The sequence below is a fragment of the Rahnella selenatireducens genome (assembly GCF_046449555.1).
Lineage (GTDB): Bacteria > Pseudomonadota > Gammaproteobacteria > Enterobacterales > Enterobacteriaceae > Rahnella > Rahnella selenatireducens.
Map to the genome: position 1 here is coordinate 254,513 of NZ_JBKEZJ010000001.1, position 13,160 is coordinate 267,672.

The window sequence follows — 13,160 nt, forward strand, 5'->3', positions numbered from 1 at the left end:
GGCAGGAGTGAATCATGAACCGATACGTTAGCGGTCGTTTTGGGCAGGCTTTGCTGGTGTTGTGGGCGGCGTTTACTGTCTCCTTCATTCTCCTGCAAGTACTGCCGGGCGATGCCATTCTGATTAAATTCCAGAACCCGGATATGGGACTAAGCCCGGCGCAAATCGCGGATATGCGCGCGGCCTACGGCGCGGATGTGCCGCTGGTGCAGCAATATCTGCACACGCTGGGGAATTTCCTGCGCGGGGATCTGGGCTATTCGATTCAGGCTGGCGTACCGGTCACGGAATTACTCAGCAGCAACTTTCCGCCGACTTTGCGGCTGGCGCTGATGGGCTTCGCACTGGCCGCCGTGGTGGCCTTTGCGCTGGCGTTTATCTCCAGCCTGCTGCATTTCGGCTGGCTGAAAAACCTGTTGCAGTCGGTGCCGTCGCTGTTTATTTCCATTCCGACCTTCTGGCTCGGCATCGCGCTGATTCAGTTTTTCTCTTTTCATCTGCGCTGGATCCCGGTGATTAATCCGGGTGAATGGGTCGGGCTGATTTTACCGGTGGTAACGCTGGCTGTGCCGATTTCCGCACCGCTGGCGCAGATCCTGATCCGCAGCATTGATCAGGTGCAGACCCAGCCGTTCGTCGCCGTCGCCCGTGCCAAAGGCGCCAGCCGCGGCGGCGTGCTGTGGCGTCATGTGGCGCGCAACGCCCTGCTTCCGGTACTGACTATCGCCGGTTTGCTGTTTGGCGAACTGATCGCCGGGGCGCTGATCACCGAAACGGTATTTGGCCTGAATGGCCTCGGTCAACTGACGCAGCAGGCGGTGAACAATCAGGACGTCGCGGTTTTACAGGCGATTGTAGTGATTTCCGCCGCCGCGTTTGTCGGCATCAATTTACTGGTCGATTTGCTTTATCCGCTGCTCGATCCGCGCCTCAAAGCTAACGCCTCGAACAACACAAAGGGAGCCACCACATGAGCAGCTTACCGCTGGGTAAAAGCACTCTTTCCCTGCCCGCCACACAGCGTCGCCGCTGGAAAGCGGCCTCTTTACAGCCGGGGCTGATCATCGCCTGGCTGGTGATCGCGACCGTGATTTTATGGGCGATCGCGCCCGGATGGTTTACCGATTACAGCGGCACCGAAGGCATCGCGGGCGCGCAGCGTCTGGCGCCGCAGGCCGGTCACTGGCTGGGCACCGATCAACTCGGCCGTGACGTGTACGCCCGCATCGTTTACGGCGCGTCGCATTCACTCTCCGGCGCACTGGTCGCCGTGGCGCTCGGGCTGGTGTTCGGCACCGCATTAGGGCTGGCAGCCGGTGCCAGCGGCGGCATTGTTGACGCCATTGTCATGCGCATCAACGACGTGTTGCTGTCGATTCCCGGCCTGCTGCTGTCGCTGAGCGTCATCATTTTGCTCGGCTTCGGCACGGTTCACGCGGCGATTGCCGTCGGTGTGACCTCTGTCGCCAACTTCGCCCGCCTCGCCCGCGCCGAAGTGGTATTGGTCCGCCACAGCGATTACGTCGAAGCGGCCTATGGCAGCGGCGGCACCTTCTTCTCGATCCTCTGGCGGCACATTCTGCCGAACTCACTGACCTCGGTCATCGCTTTCTCGGCGCTGCAATTTGGCAGTGCGATTCTGGCGATTTCCACCCTGAGTTTCCTCGGTTACGGCACACCGCCGCCGACGCCGGAATGGGGTTTGCTGATTGCCGAAGGCCGTAACTACATTTCAACCGCCTGGTGGCTGACGACCTTCCCTGGCGTCGTCGTGGTGCTGGTGGTGCTTTCGGCCAACCGCATCAGCCAGTCATTGCGCAGGAGAACACGATGAGCACACAGGCGATTTTGAATGACCACGCCGCACCCGTTCTTGAGCTGGATAATCTGACGATTTCCTACGACGGCAAAGCGGTAGTCCACAACGTCTCGTTTTCCATTAATGCCGGAGAAGTGCTGGCGCTGGTGGGCGAATCCGGTTCCGGTAAAACCACTACCGCGCAGTCGGTCATCGGCCTGCTGGCGGAGAACGGTCATATCGAACAGGGCGAAATCCGCCTGAATGGCACCGACATCAGCCAGTGGTCGCAGCGCCGCCTTGATGTCCTGCGCGGCGCACGCATCAGCCTGATCCCGCAGGACCCGACCAGCTCGCTGGATCCGGTAAAAACCATCGGTTCACAGGTGGCAGAAATTCTGGATATCCACCAGCGCCTGCCGCGTGTTCAGCGCGACGCCCGCGTGGTGGAACTGCTGACCCGCGTCGGCCTTACGCACCCGGAACAACGCGCGAAACAGTATCCGCACGAACTTTCCGGCGGCATGAAACAGCGCGTGCTGATTGCGATTGCCATTGCGCTGCAACCGGCGCTGATCATTGCCGACGAGCCGACCAGCGCGCTCGACGTCACCGTACAAAAACGCATTCTGGATTTGATTGACGATTTGCGCCGCGAATCCGGCACGGCCGTCTTGCTGGTCACGCACGATCTGGCAATAGCCGCCGAGCGGGCCGACCGTTTGCTGGTGTTTCGCAACGGCAAAGTACAGGAACAGGGCGTGACGGCAGAAGTGCTGAACGCGCCGAAAAGCGAATACACCCGCCAGCTGTTTGCTGACGTCCCTGCCCTTTCAGGCCGACACCGCGCGCATGTTGCCGCCGTTGCCGAACCGGTGCTGGTGGTCGAAAATGTCACCCATGATTTCTCACTGGGCGGTAAACATCAGGCGGCATTCCGCGCCGTCGATAACGTCTCGTTCAGCATTCCGCGCGGCACCACGCATTCTCTGGTCGGCGAATCCGGCTCGGGTAAAACCACGCTGGCGCGCATTCTGCTGGGTTTTCAGAAACCTGACAGCGGCCGCGTATTGATCGACGGCGAAGACATCACGCGCCTCAAGGGCGAAGCGCTGCGTCAGGTGCGCCGTAAAATCCAACTGGTCTATCAGAACCCGTTCGCCTCGCTTGATCCGTCACAGACCTTATTCAGCGTGATTGAAGAACCGCTGCTGAACTTCGAAAAAATTCCGTCAGCAGTCCGCCGTGAGCGCGTTCTGGATATTGCCCGCCGCGTGGCGCTGCCGGAAGAATTGCTGGGCCGCAAACCGCGTGAACTTTCCGGCGGCCAGCGTCAGCGCGTGGCGATTGCCCGCGCGCTGATCCTCGAACCGAAAGTGCTGGTGCTCGACGAAGCGACTTCGGCGCTCGACGTCACCGTACAGGCACAAATTCTGACCCTGCTTCAGCAGCTTCAGGATTCGCTCGGCCTCACCTATTTGTTTATCTCGCACGATCTGGCGACCGTCCGGCAAATCTCCCACAGCGTCTCGGTGCTCAACCGCGGGCAACAGGTGGATTCCGGCAACGTGGAAGACGTGTTTGCCCTGCCTTCCAGCGATTACACACGGCAGCTGATTGATGCGATCCCCGGCCGCCACCGCGCCGCCTGAGTCAGCACATGAAAAAGAAAAGAGGGACATTATGAGCAGCAAACGTCTTGGGTTTTTCACCCGACTTCTGGATAACACCAGCGCGCAGGAACGTTACCGGCTGGCGACTGAGCAAATTATTCACGCCGAGCAGCTGGGTTTTGACTCCGCATGGGTAGCGCAGCACCATTTTCACGAAGCGGAAGGCGGCCTGCCCGCTCCGCTGGTTTTCCTTGCACAGGTCGCGGCGCACACCCGCTTTATCCGTCTCGGCACCGGCGTGATTACGCTGCCGATGGAAAATGCGCTGCGCGTGGCGGAAGACACCGCCGTGCTGGATTTACTCTCCGGCGGACGTCTTGAAGTCGGGCTTGGCTCAGGCGGCACGCCTTCGTCATTTCTGCCGTTCGGCTTTGAAAGCAGCGAGCGCGGCGCGGTGTTTAGCCATAATCTGCAAACCCTGCTGACCGCCTGGCGCGGCGAACCACTGGCGGGGACCGATAACCGATTGTATCCGGCGGCACCGCATCTGGAAAAACGCGTGTGGCAGGCCACGTTCTCGGTAGACGGCGGTGCGCGTGCCGGGAAATCCGGCGACGGGCTGATGCTTTCGCGCACCCAGCCACGCCCGGCGAATGCGCCAGACCTGCGTCTAGACGAACTGCAAAACCCGATTATCGATGCCTATCTCGACGCACTGCCGGAAGGCGCTGCGCCACGCATCATGGGCTCACGCACGGCGTTTGTGACGGAAAACGGTGACGAAGCCCGCGAGCTGGCGCAAAAAGGTTTACGCCGTCAGGCCGAGAATCACCGTGCCAGCGGACAGAGTGTGAAAGGCGATACGCTGGATGATTACATCCGCGCCTTCGACGTTCACCTCGGCACCGCCGAGCAGGTCACCGCCACGTTGCAGGCCGACACCGCGCTGGCCCGCGTCACCGATCTGGCGTTTCAGGTGCATTCTATCGATCCGCCACATCCTTACATTTTGCGTTCCATTGAACTGATTGCGCGTCACGTTGCGCCCGCCCTCGGCTGGGTTCGCCGCCCGCCGCAGCGTCGTATTTCCACCGCTTCCGCCGACTCTACGTTCTCAAAGGCTGCATCTACACAGGACAACTTATGACCACTTATTCGACTGACCTGCTGGAAAAACTGGCTGAAATCGCACCTTCTTCAGAACTGAAACAGGCACGCGATAACCGCGACGCCGCGACCCGCCACGCGCAAGGCAGCTACGATGCGCTGTTTACCGAACAGGACGGCGTGGATTTCACGCTGGCCGAGCGTTTGCGTTTAGCGCAAAACGTCGCGCGCTGGCACGGCGATTCACAGCTCACCAATCACTATTCCGAGCGTTTGCAGGATTTGCCGGACATCGACGAAACCGCCCGTCTCGACGCCGCGCTCACTCACGGCGAACGCCTGAGTTTCAAGCCCGCCAGCGCCACGCCTGCACATTTACAGGCACTGAAAAAAGCCGGCTGGTCGGTGGATGCCATCGTCACAATTTCGCAGCTGATTGCTTTCGTCAGTTTCCAGAGCCGCGCGCTGCGCAGCTACCGTCTGATTGGTGGCAAACCGGTGGAAAACGCCAGCAATAAACCGGTCGGCGCCGCGTTCTGGCGCACTGAGCCCAATACCCACAGCGGCCGCGACGCGCCGCAGGCTTTCACGCAGGAAGAGCTTGGCTGGGAACCGTGGATCCCGTCCAAAAAACTGGAGGAATTTGATGAAGCCCAGCAGGCGATTCTGGCGAAATTCGGCCATACGGATTCCGACTATTTCCGCCTGTTAGGCCGCAACCTGCCGGTGCTTGAACAACGCACGCTGACCGACAAAGGCATTTTCTACACCTCCGGCGGCCTGCCGCGCAAGGAGCGCGAACTGGCGGCCACCGTGGCAAGCAAAATCAACGGCTGTATTTACTGCGCGTCGGTGCATTCGCGTAAAGCCAGCCAGCTTTCCAAACAAACCGAAGACGTTCAGCGGCTGATCGACACCCCGCCGGGCGGCATTCTCAGCAAAGAACAATCCCCGCGCTGGCAGGCTGAAATTGATTTCGCCGCCGCGCTCTCCGCCACGCCGCCGGTCGCCTCGCCGGAACACATTAAGGCACTGCGCGATCAGGGTTTGAACGAACTGGAAATCGTCGATCTGGCGCAGTCTGCGGCGTTCTTCGCCTGGGCAAACCGCCTGATGTTAACGCTGGGAGAACCGTTTAATGACTGATTCACAGACTTCTCAACGCCCGGTTCCGCAGCTCGATCACGTAGTGATTAACGTCGCCGAACAGCTCAACGGTGCGGAGCAGCAGTTCCGCCGTCTCGGTTTCCAGCTCACGCCTCGCGGCCATCATTCGCTTGGCTCCAGCAACCATCTGGCGATTTTCGGCGAAAACTATCTGGAACTGCTCGGCTTCGAACCGGGCAATGCGCATACGCGTAAAGATCTCTGGCAGGCTCCGCTCGGCCTCACCGGTCTGGTGTGGAAAACGCAAAATTCAAACGCCGTGTTTGATCATCTGCAACAGCAAAACATCGCGGGCTCGGCACCGGCAGAATTCTTCCGTCCGGTAGCGCTTAACGATGGCACATCGCCCAACGCCCGTTTCCGCACCGTCCCGCTGGCCGCCGACCGCGTACCCAATGGCCGCAGTTTCTTCTGCCAACATCTGACCCCGGAACTGGTATGGCGCACCGAGTGGCAAAACCACCCGAACGGCGTCGCGGACATCACCGGTTTTGTGATTTCCGCCGCCTCCCCGCAGTCCGCCGCGAAAGTGTACGGCGAACTGTTCGGCACAGAAGCCTTGCAGACGAATGCTGAAGGCGTGACTTTGCGCGCCGGTCGCGCAACCGTCCGGTTTGTGACGCCACAACAGGCGCAGGCTGAATTTGGCATCGTACCCGAGGGCGAAAACGGGAGTGCGCGGATGGTCGGGTTGGAGTTTGCGACCCGGTCGCTGGCGGCTGTCAGGAACAGCTTAAAAGTTGGTGAAATTCCCTTCGGGGATGACGCTACACGCGTGGTGGTTCGCGCAGCGGATTCGCTGGGTGTGGCGGTTAGATTTTGCGAAGAATAAATTCAACATCAACATCAACATCAAGGTCGTGGGCGTCGGCTCACACCGACTTGGGGGCGGCCAGGGGTATGTCATTCGAAAGATTGATGCTGGCTGGTTTTGATTTGCTCCTTCCCCTTGGCAAGGGGAAGGGCGGGATTCTCAAGGGTGGTGGCGATAGACCACCCTTGAGGCCGGTTTGGGTGGCAACACAAGGTTTTGCAGGTTTGGGCGACGAGCCCAAAGCCCTCACCTTCAGGTGAAGTAAAACCTGATCAGGTGAAAAAACACCGGTGCCGCAAAACACAACGAATCAATGCGATCCATCATCCCACCGTGCCCTTCGATCATCGCGCCGAAATCCTTCACGCCGCGGTCGCGCTTAATCGCCGACATACACAACCCCCCGGCAAAGCCGAGCAAGGTGATAATCAGCGAAATCAGCGCGGCCTGCCACGGGGCGAACGGGGTGATCCACCACAATAATGTCCCGACCAGCGTGGCGCTGAGGATCCCGCCCACAAAGCCTTCAAGGGTTTTGTTCGGGCTCAGACGCGGCGCAATCGGGCGTTTGCCGAACAGCTTGCCGAACACGTACTGCAACACGTCGGAAATCTGCACCACAATCATCAGGAACAGCAGCAATTTGATGTTCTGGTTTTCATAACCGGGAATGTTCAGCATCAGCAAGGCAGGCGCGTGACTGATGCAGTACACCGCCAGCATCATGCTCCACTGAATTTTCGCGCTGCGTTCGAGGAAGTTCACCGTGTCTCCGGCCAGCGCCATGCGGGTGGGGATAAACAGAAACGCGTAGACCGGAATGAAGATCGCAAACGTGCCGTACCAGCGTTCGCCGACCAGCAAATATTGCAGCGGCAGCATGATGAAGAAACACCAGAACAGCGCTTCGTGGTCACCGCGCCGGGTGGGCGTCAGGGTGATGCATTCGCGCAAGGCCAGGAACGACATCACGGCAAACAGCAGCGTCGAACCGATCGGGCCAAACCACATCGCCATCACCGATAAAATACACATCATCCACCAGGCGCGGATGCGAGCGTTTAGGTTGGCGACGACCGGCGTATTACCTTTCACCAGCGCGATCAGATAGCCAAGAACGCTCGCAATCAGCAGCAGACCGAACAATCCGCACAGTAAATAAACTAACGATTTATCCTGAAAATTCATGGTGCCATTGTCTCCAGAGCAGCCCGCGCACGAAGCAGAAATTCCGCTTTCTCTTCCCCTTCCCGGATACTTTCAACCGGTTCGCCAAACGTCGCCGAACACAGTATCGGTACCACCAGACGGGAACCTTTCGGCAGCACGCGGTTGAGATTTTCGAGATAAACCGGCACCAGTTCGACATCCGGATTCATTTTCGCCAGATGCCAGATCCCGCTTTTAAACGCCGAGATCTCTTCGCCGTTGCCACGGGTGCCTTCCGGGAAAATAATCAGCGACTGGCCTTTTCTCAGCGGGTCGTTCATCAGTTCCAGCGCATTGTTCGGCTGTTCCGACTGTTTTTCAGCAGGACGCCGTTTGATCAGCACCGCGTTAAACACACGGCGCGCAATGTAACGGCGCAATTTCGAGGAGAGCCAGTAATCTGCGGCCGCTACCGGACGAACCTGCGGACGCAGATGACCGGGCAGGCTGGCCCAAATCACCATGCCGTCGAGATGGCTGGAGTGATTGGCGTAGTAAATGCGGGACTGTTTTTCAGGTAAAGGTGCAAGCCAACGGGCACGGACGCCAGTCAGCAGACGGCAAAGCCGTACCAGAAAACCGGCCACCAGCCGGCCGTCCAGCGGTAATTTAGTGCGAGGTTCCATCGTTATCTCCCTCAGTTACGGCCTTTTCATGCAGTTCACGCAAAATACGCGCACCGCGACGCCAGCAGGTCACCAGTGCGCCGAGCGTAATGATCATCAGACAAATCAGCAGCAGGAGTTGCCCCCACTGCGACGGCAGGAAAATCGCAATCACCGCGCCCGCACACAGAATCGCCATGCGGTGCTGTTTTGCCATCGGCCCGAGAAATTGCTGTTTTAACCCGCAGGTTCCGCCCAGCAGACGCAAATACGCCGTCATCAGCGCCAGCAGCGCCGCAATCCAGCCCAGCGTGACGGCTTCCGGCATCGCCACCAGACCATAACCGACGCCAGCCAGAATCAGCGTATCGGAAACGCGATCCGGTAATTCGTTGTAAACCGGTCCCGCCGGGCTGGCCATGCCGCCTTCCACCGCCACCATGCCGTCGAGCAGGTTGCAGATGAGCCGCCCCTGAATCATCAGCGCCGCCAGCAGGAGAAGAAATCCGCGCCCGAAAGCCGTTTCACAATAAAATGCCAGCAGAAAACACAGCCCGGACACCAGCGCAAAACCCATGCTCGCCACAGAAATCTGATTCGGCGTAACCCCTTTATTCTTTAACCAGACCGCACTGTTTTTGGCCCAACGCTTGTCCCGGGTGGCGATCGGCCGCCGATCCTTGAGATTTAAGTCCATAAATAATATCCCTTTATTACTGATAACTGATGACCCTGATTTCTATAAGCCTTTGTATGGCATCCAGATAATAGTGAAGTTGCCTGCGCGGTGAAATATTTTTGTTCGGCCCTCACCCTGAAACCTTCCCGGCGGCTTATGCCGGTTTGAGCATTCCTTAGATCTTTTAATTGGTTGATTAAATCACACAATATGTTAAAACTCTGCTACACCGCATTTTAGACGGCTAAACGTCTGAAGCTCCACATCCCCCGTTTAGAAGGCCAACGTCCAGTGACCGCTTCCCGTCTTGAGATGCGCAACATCTCGATTTCATTTGCCGGTTTTCCCGCACTTCGCCATGTTGATTTGACACTGGAAGGCGGGTTCGTCCATGCGCTGGTCGGTGCGAACGGCGCCGGAAAATCGACGCTGATGGCTGTGCTTTCCGGCACGCACGATCATTACACCGGGCAGATCACCATCGACGGCGAGCCGGTGAACATTAAATTGCCGCACCACGCGCGCGCTCACGGTATTCATCTGGTCCAGCAGGAAGTGGATGTCGCGCTGGTGCCGACGCTGAACGTCGCTGAAAACATCATGCTGGACCGGCTTTCCGAGCCCGGCCATCTGCATAACTGGCCGCGTTTATACCGTCAGGCGCAACTGCTGACGCAACAGCTTGGCCTGAACATCAGCCTGAAAGCCCGTATCGAAAACTGCACGCTGGCCGAGAAACAGCTGATTTTGCTGGCGCGCGCGTTATCGCATAAATGCCGTTTCCTGATCCTTGATGAACCGACCGCCCCGCTCGATCAGGCAGAAAGCGCCCGTCTGTTTGCGCTGGTGCGCAAGCTGAAAGACGCGGGCATGGCGGTGGTCTTTATCTCCCACCGCATTCATGAACTGCGCGAAATCTGCGACCGTATGACGGTGCTGCGCGATGGACGTCTGGTCAGCGATGACAGCATGGACGGCCTGAGCAACGAGCAGATTATCGAGAAAATGATTGGCCATCAGCTCGATGATATTTATCCGCCGCGCCGTCCGCCGCACAGCGGAGAAACGCTGCTGCACATTCACGGCATGCACGACAAAGACAAACTGCGCGATATCTCGCTGCGTCTGCACCGGGGTGAAATCCTCGGCATTGCCGGGCTGGCGGGTGCCGGGAAAACCGAGCTGTGCAAAGCGTTGTTTGGCGCGACGCCCAGCCAGGTCGAAAGCGGTGAGCTGAACGGCAAACCGTGGAAACCGAAAGAGCCGCATCTTTCCGTGGAACAGGGTCTGGCGTTAGTGCCGGAAGAACGGCGCAAGGAAGGGATTTTCATTGATGAAAATATCCCGATGAACCTCAGCGTTACCGCCGATGACTCGTTTTCGCGCTGGAGTATTTTCAGTAAACGTCAGTCGCTGTCATGGGCGAAAGACATCATCAGCCGCTTAGGCATTCGCGCTTCCGGGCCGATGCAGAAGCTGGCGAGGCTTTCCGGGGGTAACCAGCAAAAAGTGGCTATCGGGAAATGGCTGCGCAGTGAGAGTCAGGTGTTGATTTTTGACGAACCGACCAAAGGCGTAGACATCAAGGCCAAAACGGACGTGTTCAGGCTGATTGACGGCCTGGCGCAACAGGGAAAAGGCATTATTTATGCTTCCGGTGAGTTCGCCGAACTGGTCGGTTTATGCGACCGCATTCTGGTGTTATGGGATGGCCGCATTGTGGCCGAACTGGACGCCGCAGACGTCGACGAAGAAACCTTATTAGTCTATTCAACCGGAGGAACACCCGCGTGAGCAAAGCCGTGGTGAGTAAAGAAAGTACATTGGCAGCGGGTCAGCCCTGGCGTCATCAGTTGTTCGAATTCTTGTATAAATGGGGGATGTTACTGACCGTTGTGCTGCTGATCGCCGGTTTTGGCGTGGCCTCGGATAACTTCCTTGAACCGTCGAACATCATCAATATTCTGCGTTCTATCGCTATCGTGACGGTGATTGCCATCGGCGTATCCATTTCACTTTCGGTCGGTGGCTTTGATTTGTCGGTCGGTTCAACGGCGTCGCTCGCCAATGCGCTGGTGATTTCGATGTTCGTCTGGCACGGGTTTGGCACAACAGAAGCAATTCTGATCACGCTCGCGCTGTGTACGCTGGTCGGTCTGTTTAACGCCTTCCTGATTGTTATCCTGAAAATCCCCGACATGCTCGCCACCCTCGCCAGCCTGTTCGTCATTCAGGGCGCAGCGATGACCTACAGCTACGGCGGTTCGATCACAGAAAACATGTTATTGCCGAGCGGCGACATGGCCGAAGGTACCGTTCCTGCGGTGTTCAGCCTGCTGGGTCAGGTGCCGGTGATTGTGATCGTGATGGCGGTGGTGACCGTCGCGGTACAACTGTTTATGTCCCTGACCAAGCATGGCCGACGCATGTACGCCATCGGCGGCAACCCGCTGGCCGCGCGCCTTGCGGGGATCCGCACCGCGCGTTACCGCGTGATTGCGTACGTGATTTCATCAGTTCTGGCAGGCGCTGGCGGTATTTTGCTGGCGTCGCGTATCGGTTCTTCGCAGGTGAACGCTGGTGGCGGTTATCTGATGGACGCCGTCGCCGCCGCATATATCGGTTTTTCCCTCGCCGGCTCCGGAAAACCCAATGCATTAGGGACACTGCTCGGCGCAGTGATTCTGGGCGTTCTGTCGAACGGGCTGGTGATGTTGTCGGTGCCGTATTATGCGATGGATATTATTAAAGGGCTGGTGTTGGCGGTGGCGCTGGCGCTCACGTACATACAGAAGCGGTAGCTTTTAAACTCCCTCCCAACCTCCCCCTTCGTAGGGGGAGGAGCAAATAAATCTTTCAGTCCAGCACCTTAAACATCACACTCGTCGACTCCAGCACGCCTCCCGTCGACATCGCGTAATGCGGGATCACTCCGCTCAGCGTAAACCCCTGATTCTCATATAACGTCTGCGCGGGGCTGCCGGTCACGGTATCGAGCACGAGCAGCGTTTTGCCTTCCCGGTGCGCCAGCGCTTCCACTGCGTCCATCAGCTTTTTCGCCACGCCTTTACGGCGTCCTTGCGGATGTACCATCAGTTTCACCACGTCACCACGATGCGCGCCGTTGGCGGGTTGATCGACCACCAGCTGGACGGTCCCGATGATTTTTCCAGCTTCACGGGCGACCAGAAGACGTTTCTCGCCCTGCTCAAAAGCAGGCAATAATTTTTGCCAGAAAGCCTGCGCCTGCACAAACCCAAAGGGCAGAATGAACCCGATGCTTGCACCGAGCGCCACCGACTGCATCAGGGTTTCGGCCAGTGCGTTCAGATCCGCCTCCGGCAATACGCCGCCCTGCACTTCGCTTATCGCTATATCGTTTATAACTACCGCCCTGCCGTTTTGCATAATGATGAACCTTACTTAGTCATATTTAAGGACGCGAAATCACAATGGCGTAGCGGGCATCCGCCGGGCCGGGAACGTGGAATGACGAGGTGCCGTCAAGATGGAAACGCAGGCAATCTCCGGCCTCTAGCCGATAAGTGCGTGAATCGAGCGTGAACTCCAGAATGCCTTCCAGCATCCAGATATGCTGCTCGAGGCCGTTCACCGGCGGGGAATCATACGAAATCGTGGCACCGGCTTTTAACGTGCCGGAGATCAGTTCGGCGCGAAAACCCGGTGCGGGCGGAGAAACCGAACGGCGCTCAAAACCGGTTTCGCGGTCATGCCACACCGGCTGCTGCGCGGCGCAGATAAGCTCCGGCGGGTTGTCTTCCAGCGCCATCAGCAGGCGCGAGGTGGTCAGCCCGTACGCCGCGCTCAGTTTGCCCAGCAGCGACGCGGTCGGGCTGGTTTCTGCACGCTCCACGCGGGAAAGCGTTGCGCGGCTGATCCCCGTGCGCTGTGCCAGTTGTTCCAGAGACCAGCCCTGGCTAACGCGTAATTCCGCCAGCCGTTCGGCCAGACGCAGATCGTGACTGTCCTGCCCTTCTTCCATTTCGTTCCCCACTTAAAATCTCAATAAAGGGAAAATATCTCTCATTTGAGAAATTAGCAAGTTAAAATAATGTAAGCCGAAAGTATTAGCCAAGTTGTACAAAAATAATAAAGTTGTACAGCTTTCAGATCAGGCGCTAGAGTTACGATAAGTTGGATGAATATT

At 58.1% G+C, this 13,160-nt stretch carries 13 protein-coding genes; 8 read left to right on the plus strand and 5 right to left on the minus strand.

Annotation, left to right across the window (positions count from 1 at the left end):
- Positions 1–14: 14 nt before the first annotated feature.
- The 6 genes from ACLBVC_RS01230 to ACLBVC_RS01255 are packed head-to-tail and all read left to right on the plus strand — an operon-like array spanning position 15 to position 6,517.
- Positions 15–974 (plus strand): ABC transporter permease, encoded by a 960-nt coding sequence (locus tag ACLBVC_RS01230; RefSeq protein WP_410147629.1) that lies wholly within the window; start codon positions 15–17, stop codon positions 972–974.
- On the plus strand, positions 971–1,834 hold the full coding sequence (locus tag ACLBVC_RS01235; RefSeq protein WP_410147631.1) for an ABC transporter permease: 864 nt from the start codon (positions 971–973) through the stop codon (positions 1,832–1,834). Before ACLBVC_RS01230 ends, ACLBVC_RS01235 begins: the two co-directional genes overlap by 4 nt.
- The gene (locus ACLBVC_RS01240; RefSeq protein WP_410147633.1) at positions 1,831–3,450 is read left to right on the plus strand and encodes a dipeptide ABC transporter ATP-binding protein; all 1,620 of its coding nucleotides are present in this window, start codon (positions 1,831–1,833) and stop codon (positions 3,448–3,450) included. Before ACLBVC_RS01235 ends, ACLBVC_RS01240 begins: the two co-directional genes overlap by 4 nt.
- A 31-nt stretch (positions 3,451–3,481) precedes the next feature.
- Positions 3,482–4,558 (plus strand): putative FMN-dependent luciferase-like monooxygenase, encoded by a 1,077-nt coding sequence (locus ACLBVC_RS01245; protein WP_410147634.1) that lies wholly within the window; start codon positions 3,482–3,484, stop codon positions 4,556–4,558.
- Entirely contained in the window at positions 4,555–5,664 is a 1,110-nt protein-coding gene (locus tag ACLBVC_RS01250) for an alkylhydroperoxidase domain protein (RefSeq protein WP_410147636.1), read from the plus strand. The genes ACLBVC_RS01245 and ACLBVC_RS01250 overlap by 4 nt, the downstream gene beginning before the upstream one ends.
- Complete coding sequence (locus ACLBVC_RS01255) at positions 5,657–6,517, plus strand: VOC family protein (RefSeq protein ID WP_410147637.1); 861 nt, start codon at positions 5,657–5,659, stop codon at positions 6,515–6,517. The genes ACLBVC_RS01250 and ACLBVC_RS01255 overlap by 8 nt, the downstream gene beginning before the upstream one ends.
- A gap of 234 nt (positions 6,518–6,751) precedes the next feature.
- Here the strand turns inward: ACLBVC_RS01255 and ACLBVC_RS01260 are convergent, their stop codons facing one another.
- Genes ACLBVC_RS01260 through ACLBVC_RS01270 form a run of 3 tightly spaced genes read right to left on the minus strand, consistent with a single transcriptional unit; the run spans position 6,752 to position 9,010 of the window.
- The gene (locus ACLBVC_RS01260) at positions 6,752–7,687 is read right to left on the minus strand and encodes a phosphatidate cytidylyltransferase (RefSeq protein WP_410147638.1); all 936 of its coding nucleotides are present in this window, start codon (positions 7,685–7,687) and stop codon (positions 6,752–6,754) included.
- Positions 7,684–8,334: a lysophospholipid acyltransferase family protein gene (locus tag ACLBVC_RS01265; RefSeq protein ID WP_410147640.1), complete on the minus strand. Its 651-nt coding sequence runs from the start codon at positions 8,332–8,334 to the stop codon at positions 7,684–7,686. The genes ACLBVC_RS01260 and ACLBVC_RS01265 overlap by 4 nt, the downstream gene beginning before the upstream one ends.
- Positions 8,318–9,010: a CDP-alcohol phosphatidyltransferase family protein gene (locus tag ACLBVC_RS01270; RefSeq protein WP_410147641.1), complete on the minus strand. Its 693-nt coding sequence runs from the start codon at positions 9,008–9,010 to the stop codon at positions 8,318–8,320. Before ACLBVC_RS01270 ends, ACLBVC_RS01265 begins: the two co-directional genes overlap by 17 nt.
- 294 nt (positions 9,011–9,304) lie before the next feature.
- On the opposite strand from ACLBVC_RS01270, the gene ACLBVC_RS01275 reads away from it, so the two are divergent.
- Both ACLBVC_RS01275 and ACLBVC_RS01280 read left to right on the plus strand, forming a co-directional pair.
- Positions 9,305–10,786 (plus strand): sugar ABC transporter ATP-binding protein, encoded by a 1,482-nt coding sequence (locus ACLBVC_RS01275; protein ID WP_410148069.1) that lies wholly within the window; start codon positions 9,305–9,307, stop codon positions 10,784–10,786.
- 11 nt (positions 10,787–10,797) lie between these two features.
- Complete coding sequence (locus tag ACLBVC_RS01280) at positions 10,798–11,793, plus strand: ABC transporter permease (RefSeq protein WP_195814330.1); 996 nt, start codon at positions 10,798–10,800, stop codon at positions 11,791–11,793.
- A 55-nt stretch (positions 11,794–11,848) separates the two neighbouring features.
- Here the strand turns inward: ACLBVC_RS01280 and ACLBVC_RS01285 are convergent, their stop codons facing one another.
- Positions 11,849–12,400, minus strand: a complete 552-nt coding sequence (locus tag ACLBVC_RS01285) for a GNAT family N-acetyltransferase (RefSeq protein ID WP_410147643.1) — start codon at positions 12,398–12,400, stop codon at positions 11,849–11,851.
- A gap of 25 nt (positions 12,401–12,425) precedes the next feature.
- Positions 12,426–12,995, minus strand: coding sequence for a helix-turn-helix domain-containing protein (locus tag ACLBVC_RS01290; protein ID WP_410147645.1), 570 nt, complete (start codon positions 12,993–12,995; stop codon positions 12,426–12,428).
- Positions 12,996–13,160 lie beyond the last annotated feature (165 nt).